General features: G+C 61.4%; 22 protein-coding genes. 14 read left to right on the top strand and 8 right to left on the bottom strand.

Features of this window, described 5'->3' with window-relative positions; genetic code table 11:
* Positions 1-73: 73 nt before the first annotated feature.
* From GC127_RS06475 to GC127_RS06495, 5 genes are all read left to right on the top strand, one after another.
* Positions 74-916: an ABC transporter permease gene (locus tag GC127_RS06475; protein ID WP_151977149.1), complete on the top strand. Its 843-nt coding sequence runs from the start codon at positions 74-76 to the stop codon at positions 914-916.
* Entirely contained in the window at positions 913-1,713 is an 801-nt protein-coding gene (locus GC127_RS06480) for an ABC transporter permease (RefSeq protein WP_081507602.1), read from the top strand. Before GC127_RS06475 ends, GC127_RS06480 begins: the two co-directional genes overlap by 4 nt.
* Positions 1,710-2,816 (top strand): ABC transporter ATP-binding protein, encoded by a 1,107-nt coding sequence (locus GC127_RS06485; protein ID WP_151977151.1) that lies wholly within the window; start codon positions 1,710-1,712, stop codon positions 2,814-2,816. The genes GC127_RS06480 and GC127_RS06485 overlap by 4 nt, the downstream gene beginning before the upstream one ends.
* On the top strand, positions 2,797-3,825 hold the full coding sequence (locus tag GC127_RS06490; protein ID WP_008279300.1) for a GlxA family transcriptional regulator: 1,029 nt from the start codon (positions 2,797-2,799) through the stop codon (positions 3,823-3,825). Before GC127_RS06485 ends, GC127_RS06490 begins: the two co-directional genes overlap by 20 nt.
* Before the next feature lie 70 nt (positions 3,826-3,895).
* Complete coding sequence (locus GC127_RS06495; RefSeq protein ID WP_151977153.1) at positions 3,896-5,131, top strand: acyl-CoA dehydrogenase family protein; 1,236 nt, start codon at positions 3,896-3,898, stop codon at positions 5,129-5,131.
* A 21-nt stretch (positions 5,132-5,152) separates the two neighbouring features.
* On the opposite strand, the gene GC127_RS06500 is transcribed toward GC127_RS06495, so the two are convergent.
* A complete protein-coding gene (locus tag GC127_RS06500) occupies positions 5,153-5,491 on the bottom strand; it encodes a helix-turn-helix transcriptional regulator (protein ID WP_008279298.1) in 339 nt (112 codons plus the stop codon).
* A gap of 262 nt (positions 5,492-5,753) precedes the next feature.
* Between GC127_RS06500 and GC127_RS06505 the strand changes: the two genes are divergently transcribed.
* The 5 genes from GC127_RS06505 to GC127_RS06525 all read left to right on the top strand — a co-directional run bounded on the left by GC127_RS06505 (position 5,754) and on the right by GC127_RS06525 (position 9,171).
* Complete coding sequence (locus GC127_RS06505; protein ID WP_008279297.1) at positions 5,754-6,386, top strand: ATP-dependent Clp protease proteolytic subunit; 633 nt, start codon at positions 5,754-5,756, stop codon at positions 6,384-6,386.
* Positions 6,387-6,532: 146 nt separating this feature from the next.
* The gene (clpX, locus tag GC127_RS06510; RefSeq protein ID WP_008279296.1) at positions 6,533-7,801 is read left to right on the top strand and encodes an ATP-dependent Clp protease ATP-binding subunit ClpX; all 1,269 of its coding nucleotides are present in this window, start codon (positions 6,533-6,535) and stop codon (positions 7,799-7,801) included.
* A 158-nt stretch (positions 7,802-7,959) separates the two neighbouring features.
* Positions 7,960-8,343: an NADH:ubiquinone oxidoreductase subunit NDUFA12 gene (locus GC127_RS06515; RefSeq protein ID WP_008279295.1), complete on the top strand. Its 384-nt coding sequence runs from the start codon at positions 7,960-7,962 to the stop codon at positions 8,341-8,343.
* Between the two features lie 10 nt (positions 8,344-8,353).
* The gene (gene mlaD / locus GC127_RS06520) at positions 8,354-8,815 is read left to right on the top strand and encodes an outer membrane lipid asymmetry maintenance protein MlaD (protein WP_008279294.1); all 462 of its coding nucleotides are present in this window, start codon (positions 8,354-8,356) and stop codon (positions 8,813-8,815) included.
* The gene (locus GC127_RS06525; protein WP_254700021.1) at positions 8,812-9,171 is read left to right on the top strand and encodes a DUF2155 domain-containing protein; all 360 of its coding nucleotides are present in this window, start codon (positions 8,812-8,814) and stop codon (positions 9,169-9,171) included. Before mlaD ends, GC127_RS06525 begins: the two co-directional genes overlap by 4 nt.
* On the opposite strand, the gene aat is transcribed toward GC127_RS06525, so the two are convergent.
* Complete coding sequence (gene aat, locus GC127_RS06530; protein ID WP_151977155.1) at positions 9,138-9,779, bottom strand: leucyl/phenylalanyl-tRNA--protein transferase; 642 nt, start codon at positions 9,777-9,779, stop codon at positions 9,138-9,140. The two genes, GC127_RS06525 and aat, sit on opposite strands and share 34 nt — an antisense overlap.
* Before the next feature lie 91 nt (positions 9,780-9,870).
* On the opposite strand from aat, the gene GC127_RS06535 reads away from it, so the two are divergent.
* Complete coding sequence (locus tag GC127_RS06535; protein ID WP_151977157.1) at positions 9,871-10,557, top strand: bifunctional 2-polyprenyl-6-hydroxyphenol methylase/3-demethylubiquinol 3-O-methyltransferase UbiG; 687 nt, start codon at positions 9,871-9,873, stop codon at positions 10,555-10,557.
* A gap of 27 nt (positions 10,558-10,584) precedes the next feature.
* Here GC127_RS06535 and GC127_RS06540 read toward each other — a convergent pair whose 3' ends face one another.
* Complete coding sequence (locus GC127_RS06540; protein ID WP_151977159.1) at positions 10,585-10,998, bottom strand: PaaI family thioesterase; 414 nt, start codon at positions 10,996-10,998, stop codon at positions 10,585-10,587.
* 90 nt (positions 10,999-11,088) lie between these two features.
* On the opposite strand from GC127_RS06540, the gene GC127_RS06545 reads away from it, so the two are divergent.
* Entirely contained in the window at positions 11,089-11,955 is an 867-nt protein-coding gene (locus GC127_RS06545; protein ID WP_151977161.1) for a LytTR family DNA-binding domain-containing protein, read from the top strand.
* Here the strand turns inward: GC127_RS06545 and pdeM are convergent.
* Genes pdeM through GC127_RS06560 form a run of 3 tightly spaced genes read right to left on the bottom strand, consistent with a single transcriptional unit; the run spans position 11,943 to position 15,827 of the window.
* Positions 11,943-12,620 carry a ligase-associated DNA damage response endonuclease PdeM gene (gene pdeM / locus GC127_RS06550; protein ID WP_008279288.1) on the bottom strand — a complete coding sequence of 226 codons (678 nt, stop codon included), beginning with the start codon at positions 12,618-12,620 and terminating at the stop codon, positions 11,943-11,945. The two genes, GC127_RS06545 and pdeM, sit on opposite strands and share 13 nt — an antisense overlap.
* A gap of 43 nt (positions 12,621-12,663) precedes the next feature.
* Positions 12,664-15,072, bottom strand: coding sequence for a ligase-associated DNA damage response DEXH box helicase (locus GC127_RS06555; RefSeq protein WP_151977163.1), 2,409 nt, complete (start codon positions 15,070-15,072; stop codon positions 12,664-12,666).
* Positions 15,073-15,116: 44 nt separating this feature from the next.
* Positions 15,117-15,827 (bottom strand): response regulator, encoded by a 711-nt coding sequence (locus GC127_RS06560; protein WP_087148877.1) that lies wholly within the window; start codon positions 15,825-15,827, stop codon positions 15,117-15,119.
* A 138-nt stretch (positions 15,828-15,965) separates the two neighbouring features.
* On the opposite strand from GC127_RS06560, the gene mce reads away from it, so the two are divergent.
* Both mce and GC127_RS06570 read left to right on the top strand, forming a co-directional pair.
* Positions 15,966-16,370 carry a methylmalonyl-CoA epimerase gene (gene mce / locus GC127_RS06565; RefSeq protein WP_151977165.1) on the top strand — a complete coding sequence of 135 codons (405 nt, stop codon included), beginning with the start codon at positions 15,966-15,968 and terminating at the stop codon, positions 16,368-16,370.
* A complete protein-coding gene (locus GC127_RS06570; protein WP_008279284.1) occupies positions 16,370-16,654 on the top strand; it encodes a DUF1467 family protein in 285 nt (94 codons plus the stop codon). The genes mce and GC127_RS06570 overlap by 1 nt, the downstream gene beginning before the upstream one ends.
* Here the strand turns inward: GC127_RS06570 and GC127_RS06575 are convergent.
* The gene (locus GC127_RS06575) at positions 16,620-17,327 is read right to left on the bottom strand and encodes an EI24 domain-containing protein (protein ID WP_151977167.1); all 708 of its coding nucleotides are present in this window, start codon (positions 17,325-17,327) and stop codon (positions 16,620-16,622) included. The two genes, GC127_RS06570 and GC127_RS06575, sit on opposite strands and share 35 nt — an antisense overlap.
* Positions 17,324-17,902, bottom strand: coding sequence for a nitroreductase (locus GC127_RS06580; protein WP_151977169.1), 579 nt, complete (start codon positions 17,900-17,902; stop codon positions 17,324-17,326). The genes GC127_RS06575 and GC127_RS06580 overlap by 4 nt, the downstream gene beginning before the upstream one ends.
* Positions 17,903-17,930 lie beyond the last annotated feature (28 nt).

Genomic DNA, 17,930 nt, shown 5'->3' on the forward strand with positions numbered 1-17,930 from the left:
CGGGGGCTTGGCCGGGGTCTCTTCTCCCCAGACCCCGGCCCCTCTGTTCTTGCCTCTGAGAAAGCCGCATTCCATGACCCGACCCAGCCTATTCTCTCTCACCCTGTCGCTGCCCCTTTTGATCTGGCAGTTGGCGTTCTTTGCGGTGCCGCTGCTTTTCCTGATCGCCATCAGCTTTTGGACGGTGCGCAATTTCCAGATGATGCCGGATCTGAATTTCGGCAATTGGGAACGTATCCTGACGCGCGGCACCTTTTGGGATGCCTATGCGCGCACCGCTCTTCTGGCCACGGCAAGCGCGGTTCTGACCAGCGCCATCGCCTTTCCGGCGGCCTATGCGATTTCATTCAAGCTGTCGGAGCGGGTCAAGCAATGGGTGATTTTCGTGCTGATCATCCCGTTCTTCACCAGCTATCTGGTGCGTATCTATGCGCTACAGGTGTTCCTGTCGGATGGGGGCATCATCAATGCCGCGCTGGGGATGCTGGGGGTTGGGCCCTTTGGCATGCTCAACACCACGTTCGGGACGCTGGTGGGCATGGTGACGCTCTGTCTGCCGCTGGTGATCCTGTTGCAGGTTTTCAGCCTCAATTTCGTCAATCGCGATTTTGTCGAGGCGGCGCATAATCTGCGCTGCGGGCGGCTGCGCACGGTGTTCTCGGTGATCGTGCCATCGGCGCGGGTTGGCTTTGTGATTGCAGCACTCTTTGCCTTTATCCTGTCGTTTGGCGATTTCGTGAGCCCGCTTTATCTGGGCGGGGGCAATCCGCCGACGCTGTCGATCCTGATCACCGATATCACCAAATCCGGGCAGCAATGGCCGCGCGCCGCCGTGGTCGCGTTGATGATGATCGGCACGCTGCTGACCGTGGCCTTTGCCGCCATCACCTATGCCTATAAGGAGCGCGGCAAATGACCGGCAATGACAATCGCCTGATCAATGGCGCCTTGAAACTGCATATCGCGGTTTGTGTCCTCTTTATCTTTGCGCCGATCCTTGGCAGTTTCGTCTTCTCGCTTAATTCCGACCGGTTCCCGTCGCTGCCCTTGGGGCATTTCTCAACCGAGTGGTATCGGCTGATCTGGGAAGATCCGTTTGTCTGGGCCGGGTTCCTGAACACGGTGGTCGTGGGGTTGATCGTGGCGGTGATTGCCACGGTGCTGGGATTTGGCGGGGCCTATACAGATTTTCGCTACAACTTCTTTGGCAAAAACGTCTATCTCGCGCTCGCGCTTTTGCCACCGACCATTCCGGTGGTGATCATGGGGCTGGCGATGCTGGCGTTCCTGTCGCGCGTCAATCTGTCGGGCAGTGCGATTTCGATCATCATCGCGCATGGGGTGATGTGCAGCCCCTTTGCCATGGCGATCATCCGCCTGCGTCTGTCGCAGATGGACCCGGATCTAGAGGCGGCATCGTGGAACCTTGGGGGCAATGAATGGGCGACGCTGCGCCATGTCATCATTCCTTTTACCAAGCCCGCGATCTTTGCCGCGCTCTTCATTACCATGGCGGTGTCGTTTGATGAATTCGCGGTGGCGTGGTTCGTCTCGGGCCTCAATGAAACGCTGCCGGTGAAAATTCTGGGCTTTCTTCAGGGGCAGGTCAGCCCGCGGATCAATGCCATCGGCTCGCTCGCCTTTCTCAGTTCGATCACACTTATCATTCTGGCGCAGATGCTGTTGCGCAATTCGACAAAGGACAAGCCATGAACATGCAAACCCCTGTGAAATCCGACGCCATTGTCAGGCTGGAAGGTGTGGTCAAAAGGTTTGGCGAGTTCACCGCCGTGGAACGCGCGGATTTCGAGATCGGACGCGGCGAGTTTCTGGCGATCATGGGCTCGTCGGGCTGTGGCAAGACCACGACGCTGCGGATGCTGGCGGGGCTCGAGGACCCGAGCGAGGGCAATATCTATCTCGACGGGGCGCGGGTAAACGGCAAGGCAACATGGGACCGCGATACGCCGATGGTCTGGCAGAGCCTTGCGCTGTTTCCGTTTCTGACCGTTCAGGAAAACGTCGAATTCAGCCTCAAGATGCGCGGTGTGGGCAAGGCGGAGCGCGCGCAACGGGCGCGCAAATGGCTGGACAAGATGCAGATCCTTGAATTCGCGGATCGCAATATCTCGCAATTGTCGGGCGGGCAGCGGCAGCGGGTTGCCTTGGCGCGCGCGTTGGTGACAGAGCCGAAAATCCTGCTGCTGGACGAGCCGCTTTCGGCGCTCGATGCGCATCTCAAGGTGCGGATGCAGGCGGTTCTGTCCAATCTGCAAAAGGATCTGGGCATCACCTTTGTCTATGTCACCCATTCCATGTCCGAGGCGTTTTCCATGGCCGACCGGGTGGTGATCATGAGCCGGGGCAAGATCGAACAGATCGGCACGCCGCAGGAAATCTATCATGCGCCGCGCAATCGGTTCGTGGCGGAATTCCTGGGCTCGGCGAATATCTTTACCGGCAAGCTGGTCCAGAAAACGGGCGATCTGTGGCAGGTCGAAACGGCGCATGGTCGCTTTGCGGTCAAAGCGCCTCAAACCCCTGCAAAATCCGTGGGCGATACGCTGTCTTTTGTCGTGAGCGCCGAAAAGATGCAGATCAGCGCGGCAGATGCGGGCGTGCCGGGTATTCGCGCGCGGGTGGTCGGCGAAGAGTTTGTCGGGGCCTCGGCGATTGTCTTTCTTGAGACGGATGCAGGAGAGGAGTTGAAGGTGCAGAAAAGTCATGGTGAACTGGCATCCATTGATCTGCATTCAGGAAGCCCCCTGACCCTGCATTGGGAGCCCGAAGCCTGTCATGTCCTACCCGGAGAATGACGCCCATATCACACGCAAGGCGATTGTGCCGCAGGGGGCGGCATTCTTTGCCATAGAGACCACCAAACCTGCTCGGCATTTTGCCTTTCACCTGCTGCCGGATTTCACGCTGCTGGCGTTCAGCGCGGCGCTTGATCCGCTGCGCATTGCCAATCAACTGGCGCAACGCCCGCTTTATCGCTGGACCGTCACCTCTCAGGATGGGGGGCCGGTGGTCAGCTCTTGCGCCATGTCGGTGAATGTCGATCAGTCGTTGGGGGCGTTTGCGCGTGAAACCGATCTTGTGGTTTGTGGCGGCACCGTGCGCACGGGCACGGGCAGCAAGGACCTGCTGGCGCTGCTGCGTCAGCATGCGCGCTTTGGTGGGCGCGTGGGGGGCATTTGCACCGGGGCCATTTCGCTCGCGCAGGCGGGGCTGCTCGAGGGGCGGCGTGCAACGCTGCATTGGGAAAACCAGCCTGCGTTTCGCGAGAAATTCCCCGAGGTCGAGGTGACGGGCAATACCTTTGAGGTGGATGGCGGGATTTTCACCTGCGGTGGCGGGGTGGGTGCCACCGATATGATGCTGGAAATGATCGAGGCCGATTATGGCCGGCCCTTTGCCGATGTGGTGGCCGATATGTGCCTCTATAGCCAACGCCGGGCCGAGCGCAGCCCGCAGCGCGCCTCGATCAGCAATGCGCTGGATAGCCGCAATCCGCTGTTGGTGCGGGCGATCAAGGTGATGCAGACCAATATCGAAACGCCGATCAGCATGGATGAATTGGCCGATGCGGCGGGCTGTTCGCGCCGCCAGATGGAGCGGCTTTTCGTGAAATATCTGCGCAAGACGCCCTATCGCTTTTTCCGCGATCTGCGGCTGGATCATGGCCGCAGCCTGTTGCGCGAGACGGACCTGAGCGTGACCGAGATTGCCATGGCCTCTGGCTTTGCCTCGCCCATGGTGTTCATCAAGACATTCCGCAGCCGGTTTGGCCATTCGCCGGGGCAATATCGGCGCGCGGGCTGAGTGCGACAGCGCTTGTCGCCGGGCGGTTGATGTTGTCAATTGAGGCGACTGACAGCAAAGGGCCGGTGATATGGATATGAATTTGGGAATGCGCCCCGATATGCGCGCGCTTTTGGCGCGGGTGTCGGCCATGGTGCGCGACGAGATCATGCCGCTTGAGGCCGAGTATCACGCTGAGATCGGCAAAGGGGATCGCTGGGGCTATACCCCCCGGCAGGCCGAGATTCTGGAAGGGCTCAAGGCGCGCGCCAAGGCGGCGGGGCTGTGGAACTTCTGGCTGACCGACAGCGCGCGGGGCTTTGGCCTGACCACGGTCGAATATGCCTATTTCGCCGAGGAGATGGGCAAGACCCCGATGGGGGCCGAGGTGTTCAACTGCAACGCCCCCGACACCGGCAATATGGAGGTGTTCGAGCGTTATGGCACCGAGGCGATGAAGGCCGCATGGCTGGCCCCGCTCTTGGAGGGGGAGATTCGCAGCGCGTATCTCATGACAGAGCCGGATGTTGCGAGTTCTGACGCCACCAATATCGCCATGTCCTGTGTGCGCGACGGGGATCACTATGTGCTGAATGGCCAGAAATGGTGGGCCACGGGGGCCGGTGATCCGCGCTGCAAGGTCTATATCGTGATGGTCAAAACCGGCGGCGATGACCTGCCCAAGCATCAGCGCCATTCGATGATTGTCGTCCCTGCCGATACGCCCGGTATCGAGAAACTGCGCCCGATGCAGGTTTACGGCCATGACGACGCGCCCCATGGGCATATGCATTTCAACTTTGCGGATGTGCGGGTGCCTGCGGAAAACCTACTCTTGGGTGAAGGGCGCGGGTTCGAGATTGCGCAAGGGCGGCTTGGACCGGGGCGTATTCACCACTGCATGCGCGCGATCGGGCAGGCCGAGGCGGCGCTCGAGATGATGTGCAAACGCAGCCTTGCGCGCGAGGCCTTTGGCAAGCCGCTGGCGCAATTGGGCGCGAATTACGACATCATCGCAGAATCTAGGATGGAGATCGAACAGGCGCGTTTGCTCTGCCTCAAGGCCGCGTGGATGATGGATCAGGGCGACGCGCGCGCCGCAGCCCCTTGGATCAGCCAGATCAAGGTGGTGGCCCCGCGCGTGGCACTCAAGGTGATCGACGAGGCGGTGCAGATGTTCGGCGCGCAGGGCATCTCGCAGGATGTGCCGCTTGCGGCGATGTGGACCCATGTGCGCACCCTGCGTCTGGCCGACGGCCCCGACGCGGTGCATCGCAGGCAGGTGGCGCGGGCAGAGTTGCGCAAGCACACGCAGGAAAAGGTCTGATTGGGTGACGGTCGCGCGGTTTTAGGGTTTGGGCGCGCAGAACAATTCGTAGACGACTTCGAGCACCTTGCGAGGCCGGTCATCGGCAAGGCTGTAATAAATGGTCTTGCCGTCACGCCGGGCGGTCACCAGCCCCTCAAGGCGCAAGCGTGATAACTGCTGCGACACCGCAGCCTGACGCGCCGAGAGCAAGGTTTCCAACTCGGTCACGGACCGCTCACCAGACACCAGATGACAGAGAATCATCAACCGCCCCTCATGGCTGATGGCCTTGAGGAAATTGGCGGCGGTGGTCGCATTTTCGACCATGCGATCCATTTCGGCGGCGTCGAGCGTGTCATCGAGAATGGGAAGCGGCATTTTTCTAGGATCCTGATGCTGATTTGGGTGTATCTAGGTCGTTTTTGCCGGATGTGCAAAACGTGGCCGCATTTGCGCGCGAAAAAGTGAGCAGATGTGGCGCGCAAAGCGCCATCGCTCAGGGGCTCTGCTACAAAATCGAGCGATGCCCTTGCAGCCCCTTGGGCGCAACACTAAGACTCCTTTAGGAACTGACCGGCTATGGTCGGAGTGATTGACAAAGCCTGACGGCAACGGTCGGGCGCAGGACAGGCGGGCTGTAATGAAAGACCCTATGGACATCTACATGAACACCCTCGTGCCGATGGTGGTCGAACAGACCAGCCGGGGCGAGCGGGCGTATGATATTTTCTCGCGCCTGCTTAAAGAGCGGATCATTTTTCTGAGCGGCCCGGTGCATGACGGCATGTCAAGCCTGATCGTGGCACAGCTCTTGCATCTTGAGGCGGAGAATCCGTCCAAGGAAATCAGCATGTACATCAACAGCCCCGGCGGGGTCGTGACCTCGGGACTGTCGATTTATGATACGATGCAATACATCAAGCCCAAGGTCAGCACGCTGGTCGTGGGTCAGGCGGCCAGCATGGGCAGTCTGTTGTTGACCGCCGGCGAGCCGGGGATGCGTTTCTCGCTGCCCAATAGCCGCGTCATGGTGCACCAGCCCTCGGGCGGGTATCAGGGGCAGGCGACCGATATCATGATCCATGCGCGCGAGACGCAAAAGCTCAAGGATCGGTTGAACGAGATTTATGTCAAGCACACCGGCCAGACCCTGAAAAAGGTCGAAGAGGCGCTGGAGCGCGACAATTTCATGTCCCCCGAAGAGGCCAAGGCCTGGGGCTTGATCGACGAGATCGTGGCCAATCGCGACAAGGGCGACGAAGCCGCGAAGTAAACGTGATCCGGCCCAACGGCGGGCCGGATATTTTCGGATTGTGGTGCCATACGGCCTGACTTAAGCTGAAGGGTAGCACAGATCACAGACGAGGCCCCGCGCGGGGCGCATGCACGGCAGACGGCGCAGGGCCCGAAAGGTACGGAATGGCGAATAACTCAGGCGGCGACAGCAAGAACACGCTCTATTGCAGCTTTTGCGGCAAAAGCCAGCATGAGGTGCGCAAACTGATCGCAGGGCCGACCGTGTTCATCTGTGATGAATGTGTCGAACTCTGCATGGATATCATCCGCGAAGAGACCAAGACCGCCGGTATCAAGTCGAGTGAGGGGATTCCCGCACCGCGCGATATCTGCAAGGTGCTGGATGATTACGTGATCGGTCAGGCGCGCGCCAAAAAGGTTCTGTCTGTGGCGGTGCATAACCACTACAAACGGCTGAACAATTCCGGCAAGAGCGATATCGAACTCAGCAAATCCAACATCCTGCTGATCGGCCCCACGGGCTGCGGCAAGACCTTGCTGGCGCAGACCTTGGCGCGAATCCTCGATGTGCCCTTTACCATGGCCGATGCCACGACCTTGACCGAGGCTGGTTATGTCGGCGAGGATGTCGAGAATATCATTCTCAAGCTGCTCCAGTCGTCCGAATATAATGTCGAGCGCGCGCAGCGTGGCATCGTCTATATCGACGAGGTTGATAAGATCACCCGCAAGTCCGAGAATCCCTCGATCACGCGCGACGTGTCGGGCGAAGGCGTGCAACAGGCGCTCTTGAAGCTGATGGAGGGCACAGTGGCCGCCGTGCCCCCACAGGGCGGGCGCAAGCATCCGCAGCAGGAATTCCTGCAAGTGGACACGACAAACATCCTCTTCATCTGCGGCGGCGCCTTTGCCGGTCTGGACAAGATCATCGCGCAACGGGGCAAGGGCAGCGCCATGGGCTTTGGGGCTGATGTGCGTGATAATGACGCGCGCGGCGTCGGCGAAATCTTTACCGATCTCGAGCCGGAGGACCTGCTCAAGTTTGGCCTTATCCCTGAATTCGTGGGCCGTTTGCCGGTGATCGCAACGCTGGAAGACCTCGACGAAGAGGCGCTTGTGACGATCTTGACCCAGCCGAAGAACGCGCTGGTCAAGCAATATCAGCGCCTGTTTGAGCTGGAAGGCGCGCAGCTGAGCTTTACCGAGGACGCGCTCAAAGCTGTGGCAAAGCGTGCCATTGCCCGCAAGACGGGCGCACGCGGTCTGCGCTCGATTCTCGAAGATATCCTGCTCGACACGATGTTTGAATTGCCGAGCATGTCCCATGTCGAAGAAGTTGTGGTCAACGAAGAGGCGGTCAATTCCGATGCCGCGCCGCTGGTCATCTACGCCGAAAGCAAGGGCAAGAAGGAAGGTGCCAGCGCGGGCTGATCCCGCCCGCCGTGCCGACCCAAAACCGAATCAAAAGCCCGCAACAGTCGTGTTGCGGGCTTTTTGTTGGGGCCCCTGTCCTGTCATGCGGTGTTGCGGGCACTGGACCTTCGCCATCAAATCCGCCATATCGGGATTGAATGATGTCGGAGGGTCGAATGGGCATTCTCAACACCTTGCTGCGCGCCGTTACTTGGTGGAACGGGCAGACACTCAATACGCAGCTCTACACTTGGCGCAATGGCGTCAGGGTGGGTGAGGACGCGCAGGGCAATGTGTTTTATCGCACCCGCGACGACAAGCGCCGCTGGGTGATCTTCAACGGCGAGGCCGAGGCAAGCCGCGTTGATCCCGATTGGCACGGTTGGCTGCATCATACGTATAAAGAGCCGCCGACCGACAAACCACTTGCCCATAAGCCTTGGGAAAAGCCGCATAGCGAGAATCTGACCGGCACGCCGCTGGCCTATGCGCCCGCAGGGTCGATCCGCCGCGCAGCGCCCGCAGAGCGGCGCGATTACGAGGCATGGTCACCGGAATAGGGACAGGAAAATGTCTGAGAGTAAAGCCGAGGTTCTGGTTGGCGGCGTGGTTCTGGCTGTAGCAGTCGGATTTCTGATCTATGCGGGCAAGACCACCGGCATGACCACGGGCAGCGCGCGTGAATATCAACTGAGCGCCAGCTTTCGCAGCGCTGATGGCGTCAGCGTGGGCACCGATGTGCGTCTGGCCGGGGTCAAGGTTGGCCGGGTCACGCAGATCGCGCTTGACCCCGAAACCTACCGCGCCAAGACGACCTTTACCGTACAAGAAGGCATCAACGTGCCCGATGACAGCGCCGTCGCGATTTCCTCTGAGGGGCTGTTGGGGGGCAATTACGTTGAAATCATGCCAGGCGGCTCGCCCTTTGCTGTTGAACCGGGCTCTGAGATCGAATTCACCCAAGGGTCGGTCAGCCTTGTATCGCTTCTGATGAAATTCGTCTCGGGCGGCGAGGGAGAGACGGCGCAATGAGAGCGCTCTGGCTCGCTCTTATGCTCTGCTTCGGCGCGGGCGTGGGAACGGCGCAGGAAGTGGCGGCAGTTGCGAAAGGCGCGTTGTTGCGTGGCCTCGACAAGATCAACGGCAGCGCACAGGATCTGGAACTGGCCAACGGGCAATCGGGCGTGTTTGGCTCGCTCGACGTGGTCTTGGGCGAGTGCCGGTATCCCCAAGACGACCCGGCCGCAGACGCCTATGCCTATCTGACAATTTCCGAACAGGCGGGTGGCGCGGTGATCTTTTCCGGCTGGATGCTGGCCTCTTCTCCGGCGCTGAATGCGTTGGAACATCCGCGCTATGACATCTGGGTTCTGCGCTGCAAGATCTGACGCGGATCAGGATCGAACGCAGGGCGGGTGATATCGGCCTCCTCCTCCATCGCATTCTCCAAAAGCGCGCGATATTGCGTGCGCGGAATTTCCAACGCGCCTAGCCGCCCCAGATGCGGCGTGATGAACTGTGTATCGAACAGGCGAAATCCACAGAGGGCAAGATGGTCGGTCAAATGTGCGAGGGCGAGTTTCGACGCGTCGGTGCGCCTTGAAAACATGCTCTCGCCAAAGAAGGCCGCGCCAAGCGCCACGCCATAGACCCCGCCAACCAAGTGCCCCTCTTGCCAGATTTCCAGCGAATGACCATAGCCCTGACGATGCAGTGCCATATAGGCGCGGTGGATTGGCGGGCTGATCCACGTATCGGCGCGGTCGGCGCAACCGCGCAGCACCGCCTCGAAATCACGGTCAAGCGTGGCCTCATAGCGGCCTTGCCGCATCCGGCGCGCCAGCGACCGTGAAATGTGGAACCCATCAAGCGGCAGAATCCCCCGGCGGTGCGGATCAACCCAGAACACCTCGGGATCGTCGCGGCGTTCCGACATGGGAAACACACCAGAGGCATAGGCCTGAAGCAAGAGAGCGGGGGTCAGGGGTGTTGTCATGGGCCTGCGTACTGAACCAAATCGCGCTTAAGGGTTTGCTATCTTTTGTCATGTTACAAGACCAAAGGCGATACAGGCTGATGGGTGTGTGATGACGATCATGGGGTATGGGTTCAAACGGCAGGCGGACGATGACAAAACCGGCGGCTTGAACCGGGCGCAGGCGCGGCATGCGCTGTTGGTGGATAGCTATCGCCACGCGATTGCCGATTCGACGGTGATGCTGATCGGGGCTGGCGATGGGGCATGGTGCTATGCGTTGGCGGCGGCGGGGGCCTTGCAGGTGGTGGGGATCGAAACGGATGCCACCATGGTCGAGCGGTTTGGCCGGCTGCCCGATGTCGGATTGCGCGAGCGGATTGATCTGCGCTCTGCCGATCCGGTCGAGGAAATCCGATCAGAGGTGCGGGCCGGGCGGCAATATGATGTGATTGTGCTTTTTGATCTCTTGGAAAAGGTGGCCGACCTGCATGATCTTTTTGAATTGATCCGGGATCTGCACCCGCGCCTCGTGGTGGTGGATGGCCGATTTCTCGATACCGAAGATCCGGTTCTGTGGATCGACCGCACGCGCGAGGCGGTGGCAGGGCGCGCGCGCCCGGCGCTTGTACCGGGGCGGGGGGCGGTTGCCATGGTGGCCTATGATACCGGCTTTGATCTTGATTGGATCGACTGGTCCGTGCTCGACCCAGAGGTGCGGATCGGGCTGGACGATTACTATGTCACAGGGCTGGGAATGCGCGCGAGTTTCACCCTGACCCCGGAAATCACAGCCTGACGGCGCGTGGTGATTCCTCGTCCACACTCAGACCGGGATCATCGTGCCGGTGAGCAGGGCAATATGGGTCTCAACCCCATCCTGCAGCGCATAGACATCCGCCTGCACGATCACAAGGCGACGCCCGGGCTTGATCACCCTGCCACGAGCAATCAGGCGCTCTCCTTGCGCTGGGGCGAGCAGGTTGATTTTCATCTCGGTGGTCAGCACCTCGGCCCCGTCGGCCATCAGGCTGAGCGCGGCATAGCCCGCAGCACTGTCACCAATGGCAAAGGTCAGACCGGCATGGCCAAAGCCGTGTTGTTGCCGGCTGCCGGGCAGAATGGGGGCCTCGATCACCGTGGCCCCGTCAGAAAGGGCCACAAGACGCGCGCCCAAGGTGGTCATCATCGCCTGCGCCGCAAAGCTGCGGCGAATTTTCTGTTCAATGTCAGGGGACATTTTCCGAGGCTTTCCCATTGTTTATGATGTCACGTTACGTTGACAGTAAATTGAACCACTCTGGCGACGTTAGGTTGGACTAGAGCAATCATGCTGATAAATGCATATGAAATGGGAACGGACAAGGGTGGCACGTTGAACTGGTCTGATCTGCGCCTGCATTTTGTGGATACGTTTTCACTGCTGTTCTCGTCCGTGACATTCTATGTTTGGACGGCCACATTGGGCTTTGCGGTTCTGGCCGGCCCGTTCGGAAGCTATGATACAATGAGCTGGCCGATCCGCACCGCCTATTGGGCTGCGGTCATCACGGCGGCCATCCTGGTTGGCTTTGCTGCCCGGGCTACCATGCGGGCGCTCTTGGGGGGGCGGCATCCGGCGCTTTTCGATCTTGGCGCAAGTTTTCTTGTCGGCATCGCCCTTGGTCCGTTGATCTGGTTTCTGCGCGGCTGGATGGACCCGATTTTGGCGCATGAGGATCTGAACCCGATCAAGATTACCCTCAACAGTTTTCTGATTGCCTGCGGGGTTTTTGTTGTGCGGCGGCAAATCGGTGCCGAGGCGCCGACCAGCTATTGGTCGCGCCCTGCGCCCAAGCCGGAGACGCCCGCGCAAACCCGGTTGCATCGGCGGCTGTCCTGCCCGCCTTTTGCCGAAATACACCGTCTGTCCGCCAATAACCATTATGTCGAGGTGGCAACCAGCGATGGTATCGAAACGCTGCGCTTGCGCCTTGTCGATGCGATCGAAGAGATGGAGCCGGTTGCGGGCATTTGCACCCATCGGTCGCACTGGGTTGCTTTTGCTGCCATCAGCGGCACCGAGCGCGAGAGCGGCGGCAAGATATTCCTGCTGCTCAAGAATGGCGATCGCGTGCCAGTCAGCCGAAAATACCGCCCCAACCTCGAGGCGGCAGGGGTGATCGACAGTCTCGATGCGGTGTTTCAGGCGCGATAAGTGCCGCGGGGCATGGGCACCGCATGGGCCATGGCCCCGGTCAGCACCGCCACCGCATCCCGCCGCATCAGCCCGGTAAGCACCGGATCGTCAGACCAAAGACCGCCGGTATAGGTGCCAAACGCGGGCAGAATGATCCGGTCGCTGTCGATCAAAAAGGCGGGGCGGCTCAGGCTGCGGCCCTTGAGGGCCAGCCGCACCTTGGGGTGATAATGCCCCGAGATTTCACCGCTGTGCCCCGCGCGGGCGATATGGCGAAACAAGAGCGGCGGCACCGGCAGTTCGGCCATATGTGCCCCGCCAAGGTCAATCGGACCCGGATCGTGATTGCCCTCGATCCACACCCATCGGCGCCCCGCCTGCAATTTGGCGATCCACAGCTTTTCCGCCTCGGGCAGATGCATGGCGGCGGCGCTGTCATCGAAACTGTCACCCAGGCAGATCACGGTCGCCGCCCCGGTGCGGCGCAGATCGCTTTCGAGCCGGGTCAGCGTGTCGCGGGTTTCATAGGGGGGCAGGGGCGGTTCGCCAAGGCGCGCACGACGCAGTGCCTTGCCCAAATGCAGGTCCGAGACACACAGCAAATTGCGCGCCTCCCAATACAGCGCACCCGAGGGCAAGGCCGTCAACGCCGTTCCAGCGAGTGTGAATCCGTAACCGTTCATGCGGCATTGGTGCCGCTTTGCCGATGAAATGGCAAGACCGTGCTCAGGGGGCAAGACCCGCCGCCGCCAAGAGCCGCGCGCTTTCTTCGGCCAAAAGCCGCTCTTGCGCGGCCCCCTCCACCGGCATGCGTCCCGCTTCAAGAAAAAGCGGCGCCGCAAGCGGGCTGACCCGTGCCAGCCGCCGCAGCGTGATGCGTCCTGCAACGCGCGCCAGCATCTCTTCGATGCGGCCAAAGTCCACCAGCCCGCGCATCGCCTCTTGTCGGGTAATATCGAGCAAAAGATGGTTTGGGTCGTATTTCACCAGCGTGTCATAGAGAATATCCGACGAGAGCGTCGCCTGCCGCCCGCTCTTGCGCGCGCCGGGGGTGTTGCGCTGAATAAGCCCGGCAATCGTGGCAGAGGCGCGAAAAGTGCGCTTCATCACCGCATTGGACATGAGCCAGCTTTCCAGCCCTTGGCGCAGCGCATCGGGGGCAAAGAGGGGGGCCGCATCCGTCACCGGCTCAAGCCCCCAGATCAGCGTGGCGTAATCGGTGGCAACGAAACCCAGCGGCGCAAGGCCCGTCTCCTCCATCCGTTTTGTCACCAAAAGGCCCAGTGTCTGCATCGCGTTGCGCCCGGCAAAGCCGTAGATGCACAGATGTTCGCGCGCCTCATGGGCAAAGCTTTCGATCAGCAGGCTGTCAGGTTCCGGCATTTGCGACACCTGCCGTTGCAGGTGCAGCCAATCGCGCACCGGGGTGGGCAAATCCGGCCAATCGGGGGCCCCGAGCATGTGCAGGATACGTTCTGACAACTGCGTCGAGGTGGCGAATTTGGTGCCCATATAGGTGGCAATCTTGGGCTTGCGGCCGGGATCACGGCTGACCTCGACCACCATTTCACGCAGGGATTCAAAGCGCACGATCTGCCCGCCGATCAGGAATGTATCGCCGGGGGTGAGAGTAGCCGCAAAGCCCTCTTCGATTTCCCCCAAGGGTTTGCCGCCGCGCGTGCGCCGCATCCGCACCTTGAGCGTGTCTGTGTCCTGAATGGTGCCGATATTCATACGAATAAGCCGGGCAGAGCGCGGATCACGCAACTGCCAGAGGCCATCGGTGCGCTGTTGCAGGCGCTGCCATTGGTCATAGGCCCGGAGCGCATAGCCCCCCGTGGCGCAGAATTCGAGACAGGCGTCGAACTCGGCACGCGTCAGCTGCGCATAGGCCCCGGCCCCGATCACTTCGGCAAAGAGCACATCCGCCTCGAACGGCCCCGCACAGGCGCGGATCAGGATATGCTGGCACAGCACATCGCGTGGCCCCGGCCCGCGCGCCTCGCCATCCAGATCGCGGGCGCGCACGGCCTCAAGGGCTGCGCGGCATTCCACCACCTCGAACCGGTTGGCAGGCACCAGACGCGCCTTGGACGGGGCATTGTAGCGGTGATTGGCCCGCCCGATCCGCTGCACAAGGCGTTTGACGTTCTTGGGCGCGCCCACCTGAATGACAAGATCGACATCGCCCCAATCCAGCCCCAGATCGAGACTGCCGGTGCAAACCACGGCACGCAGATCGCCGCGCACCATTGCTGCCTCGACCCGCTCGCGCTGCACCCGGTCAAGGCTGCCGTGATGGATGCCGATGGGCAGGGCGTCATCATTGGCAAGCCAGAGGTTGTGAAAGAAAATCTCGGCCTGTGCGCGGGTGTTGTGGAAAATCAGCGTCGTCTTGTGCTGTCGCACCGCATCCAGCACGGCGGGAATGGCATAGGCGGCACCGCCCCCGGCCCAAGGGGGCGGCTCCGTGGTCTCCAACATGGCGATATCTGGTTCCGGCCCCGGATCGGCCATGAGGATCGCGCAATCTGACCTGCCCTGTGCCATGTAGCGCGCGAGGGCCGGTGGGTCCTCGACCGTGGCCGACAGGCCCACGCGCCGCATGTCGGGGCAGAGCGCCTGAAGCCGGGTCAGCGCCAGCATGAGCTGATCGCCGCGCTTGCTCTCGGCCAAGGCATGCACCTCGTCGATCACAACGCGCTTCAGGCCTGCAAAAATGCGCGGCGCATCCTCGTAAGAGGTCAGCAGCGCCAGACTTTCGGGTGTGGTCAACAGGATATGGGGCGGGTCGGCGCGTTGGCGGCGCTTGGTATGGGCAGAGGTGTCGCCGGTGCGATCCTCGATCCGGATGGGCAGGCCCATTTCCGTGACAGGCGTGGTCAAGTTGCGCCGAATATCCGCCGCGAGCGCCTTGAGCGGCGAGATATAAAGCGTGTGCAGCCCGGCGTGATCGCCTGTTGCCAAATCCGCCAAGGATGGCAGAAACCCCGCCAGCGTCTTGCCCCCGCCTGTGGGGGCGATAAGCAGCGTCGCAGGATCATCCGCCCGCGCCAGCATCTCCGCCTGATGCGGGTGAAGCTGCCAGTTGCGGGCAGAAATCCACGTGGCAAGAGGGGCGGGAAGGGCGCGCATGACGCCCTATCTAGCGGTGGGCTGCGGCAAAGCAAAGCGTCCTGCTAGAGCGCCGCCTGCGCCGCCAGCCTTGCCGTGATCAGCCCCATGACCCGCGCAATCCCCGCCTCGGGGCAATGCCCGGTCAGCCCTGCCGCTGCCTCGGCCAGACTGGTATCCTCGGCGGCCCGTGCAACGCTGGCCAGAAACTGTGCCGCATAGCTTAGGATGTCGGGCGTGCGATCATGGCTCAGCAGGTTTTGCACATGGTCAAGATCGTCGCGGTACGCCAGCGGATCGGGGTGGATCACCTCGGCCTGCACCGCATAGGGGCCAAGGGGCCGCCGGTCGGCGGGCACATGGCGCAGCACCTCTTGCTGAAAGATGCCAAGGCTCGCCACCGGCTTGAGCAGCAGCCCATCGGCCCCAGCCATGCGCGCCCGCGCCTCGGCCCCGGCATCGCCGCTGGTCGCGAGGATCACCCCCACACGGGGCAATGCGCGGGCAAGCTCGGCAATCAGATCCTCGCCGCGCCCATCGGGCAGGCCCAGATCGACGATCACCACCGACGGGCGGTAGACCTGCAAATGCCGCCGCGCCGAGGTCAGGCAATCGGCGCGCCGGATGCGTGCGCCGCTGCGCAGACACATCAGGCGCAGCGCCTCTGAGGCAAAGCGGCTATCCTCGACCGCCAGAACGGTCATGCCCAAAAGCGGGCGTTGGGCATTGGGGGTGCGCGGGCGCGCAAGGCTGTCAAGATCGGTCATCGGGCGCATCCTTCTGTCACGACATCCCCGCAGCATGGCCCGATTGTGGTGAACGCAAGGTTAATGCGCGGGTTGCGTCCCCCTGTCGCTTGTCAGTTCCTGCGTTCATCCCCATAACAGGGGAAATTCATGCGAAAGGATTGCCCCATGATCGGACGCCTCAATCATGTTGCCATAGCCGTGCCGGACCTTACCGCCGCCGCCGATCAGTATCGCCATGCGCTTGGCGCAAAAGTGGGCGCGCCGCAGGACGAGCCGGATCATGGCGTGACCGTCGTCTTCATCGAATTGCCCAATACCAAGATCGAATTGCTCTATCCTTTGGGCGAAAACAGCCCGATCCAAGGGTTTTTGGATAAGAACCCCTCGGGCGGGATTCACCATGTCTGCTATGAGGTCGAGGATATCATCGCGGCGCGCGACCATCTGAAATCCATCGGCGCGCGGGTGCTGGGCAGCGGAGAGCCCAAGATCGGCGCGCATGGCAAGCCGGTATTGTTCCTGCACCCCAAGGATTTCAACGGCTGCCTCGTGGAACTGGAGCAGGTCTGATGGGCGTTACCTCGGCCATCGTGCTCTTTGCCGTGATCTGGTTCATGACGTTTTTCGTCGTGCTGCCCATCCGCATTCAGACCCAAGGGGATCTGGGTCAGATCGTCCCCGGCACTCATGCGGGATCACCCGAACATCACCACCTCAAGAAAAAGGCGTGGATCACCACCGGCATCGCCATCGTGCTCTGGATCATTATCGGCGGCACGATCATTTCGGGAATGATCACGGTGCGCGATCTGGATATGTTCAACCGGATGGCCCCACCTGCCGCGCCTGAGTAGCGTGGAAGATATGGGTAAAGGTGGCCGCCCCCAAGATCGGAATAAGCAGGTTCACCAGCGGGATTGAAAGCGGCATCGCCATCAACACACCAGCCGCCCAAATGGTCAGACGATGTTTCTTGCGCAATGTCTTGGCCCCCGCGCGCCCAACCCGGCGCATGGCGACAAGTTGGAAATATTCCATCCCCAGAAGATAGCCGTTCAAGCCCCAAAAGATGAAAAGCGCAAAGGGCGTGAAAAGCGCGTAGAGAAACAGCGCCACAACATTCGCACCGATGATGACGCCCAAAAAGTTGATCGTGTCGCGCAGCGCCTCACCAAAGGGCACGATGCTGGCCGGGGGCAGATGCGGATAATGCCGGTCCTCCACCGCCTGCGCCACAGTATCGAGAAACATCGAGGTGATGGCAGAGGCGACCGGCACCATCAGGAATACCGACAGAACGATCATCAGCAGGAACGACGCGCCGCTCAAAAGATCGCCCAGCCATGTCACCTCGCCGAGCAGTGGCAGGGTGGTGCTGTCGCCCACAGCCACCTGAATGAGCCAGAGCACACCAGCATAGGCCGCGATCAGCAGGGCCAGCGTCAGACCCACTCCCAAGAACAGCACCTTGCGAAAGCGCGGGTCGCCGATCTGACCCAAGGCCTTGAAGAAACTGGCGAAAATCATTCCGAAACCCAAGTGGTGATGGCGTCGATGTCAGGGCGCGGTCGCTCGGGCGGGGCGGCCCCTTCGGTGCCGATATGGAGAAAACCGGCGATACGCTCGTGTTCGGTCAGCCCAAGGGCGGTCTGCGCGAAACCCCGGTCATGGCTGGGCCAACCGCTCAGCCAATTGGCCCCCCAACCAGCGGCAAGGGCAGCATTCAAGAGGCTAAGACAGACGCAGGCCGCCGAATAGGTCTGTTCGATCGCCGGAATCTTGTCCGAGGGTTTCGGGCTCTCGATCACGGCAACCGCCAGATGCGCATCGGCGAATTGCGTCTCGGCCTTGGCGATATCCTCGGGGGATTTGCCCAGCCGCGCGCCTGCTTTGGCCACCAGCCCCGCCAGCCGCACGAGGGCCGCGCGTTCCAGCACGATCAGGCGCCACGGCTCCAGCTTGCCGTGGTCGGGCACGCGGGTGGCTGCGGCCAAGAGCGGGCGCAGGGCGTCGCTGTCGGGCACCGGCAGCCCCAGCGTCTTGGCTGGGCGCGAGCGGCGCGACAGCAGAAAATCAAGGGCGGCGGGATTGGGCGTGGGCATCGGTGTCTTTCTCCTGCAAGGCCCCCCA

The sequence above is a fragment of the Roseovarius sp. EC-HK134 genome, assembly GCF_902498815.1.
GTDB classification, from domain to species: domain Bacteria; phylum Pseudomonadota; class Alphaproteobacteria; order Rhodobacterales; family Rhodobacteraceae; genus Roseovarius; species Roseovarius mucosus_A.

Bases quoted from the DNA above. Each gene is read 5' to 3' on its own strand.
- GC127_RS06500 (WP_008279298.1), bottom strand. From the start codon at position 5,491: ATGCCGCTTCCCATTCTCGATGACACGCTCGACGCCGCCGAAATGGAT.
- GC127_RS06535 (WP_151977157.1), top strand. From the start codon at position 9,871: ATGACGATCATGGGGTATGGGTTCAAACGGCAGGCGGACGATGACAAA.
- mce (WP_151977165.1), top strand. From the start codon at position 15,966: ATGATCGGACGCCTCAATCATGTTGCCATAGCCGTGCCGGACCTTACC.
- GC127_RS06570 (WP_008279284.1), top strand. From the start codon at position 16,370: ATGGGCGTTACCTCGGCCATCGTGCTCTTTGCCGTGATCTGGTTCATG.
- GC127_RS06480 (WP_081507602.1), top strand. From the start codon at position 913: ATGACCGGCAATGACAATCGCCTGATCAATGGCGCCTTGAAACTGCAT.
- GC127_RS06495 (WP_151977153.1), top strand. From the start codon at position 3,896: ATGGATATGAATTTGGGAATGCGCCCCGATATGCGCGCGCTTTTGGCG.
- GC127_RS06545 (WP_151977161.1), top strand. From the start codon at position 11,089: ATGCTGATAAATGCATATGAAATGGGAACGGACAAGGGTGGCACGTTG.
- mlaD (WP_008279294.1), top strand. From the start codon at position 8,354: ATGTCTGAGAGTAAAGCCGAGGTTCTGGTTGGCGGCGTGGTTCTGGCT.
- clpX (WP_008279296.1), top strand. From the start codon at position 6,533: ATGGCGAATAACTCAGGCGGCGACAGCAAGAACACGCTCTATTGCAGC.
- GC127_RS06475 (WP_151977149.1), top strand. From the start codon at position 74: ATGACCCGACCCAGCCTATTCTCTCTCACCCTGTCGCTGCCCCTTTTG.
- GC127_RS06490 (WP_008279300.1), top strand. From the start codon at position 2,797: ATGTCCTACCCGGAGAATGACGCCCATATCACACGCAAGGCGATTGTG.
- GC127_RS06485 (WP_151977151.1), top strand. From the start codon at position 1,710: ATGAACATGCAAACCCCTGTGAAATCCGACGCCATTGTCAGGCTGGAA.
- GC127_RS06525 (WP_254700021.1), top strand. From the start codon at position 8,812: ATGAGAGCGCTCTGGCTCGCTCTTATGCTCTGCTTCGGCGCGGGCGTG.
- GC127_RS06575 (WP_151977167.1), bottom strand. From the start codon at position 17,327: ATGATTTTCGCCAGTTTCTTCAAGGCCTTGGGTCAGATCGGCGACCCG.
- pdeM (WP_008279288.1), bottom strand. From the start codon at position 12,620: ATGAACGGTTACGGATTCACACTCGCTGGAACGGCGTTGACGGCCTTG.
- GC127_RS06580 (WP_151977169.1), bottom strand. From the start codon at position 17,902: ATGCCCACGCCCAATCCCGCCGCCCTTGATTTTCTGCTGTCGCGCCGC.
- GC127_RS06515 (WP_008279295.1), top strand. From the start codon at position 7,960: ATGGGCATTCTCAACACCTTGCTGCGCGCCGTTACTTGGTGGAACGGG.
- GC127_RS06555 (WP_151977163.1), bottom strand. From the start codon at position 15,072: ATGCGCGCCCTTCCCGCCCCTCTTGCCACGTGGATTTCTGCCCGCAAC.
- aat (WP_151977155.1), bottom strand. From the start codon at position 9,779: ATGACAACACCCCTGACCCCCGCTCTCTTGCTTCAGGCCTATGCCTCT.
- GC127_RS06560 (WP_087148877.1), bottom strand. From the start codon at position 15,827: ATGCGCCCGATGACCGATCTTGACAGCCTTGCGCGCCCGCGCACCCCC.
- GC127_RS06505 (WP_008279297.1), top strand. From the start codon at position 5,754: ATGAAAGACCCTATGGACATCTACATGAACACCCTCGTGCCGATGGTG.
- GC127_RS06540 (WP_151977159.1), bottom strand. From the start codon at position 10,998: ATGTCCCCTGACATTGAACAGAAAATTCGCCGCAGCTTTGCGGCGCAG.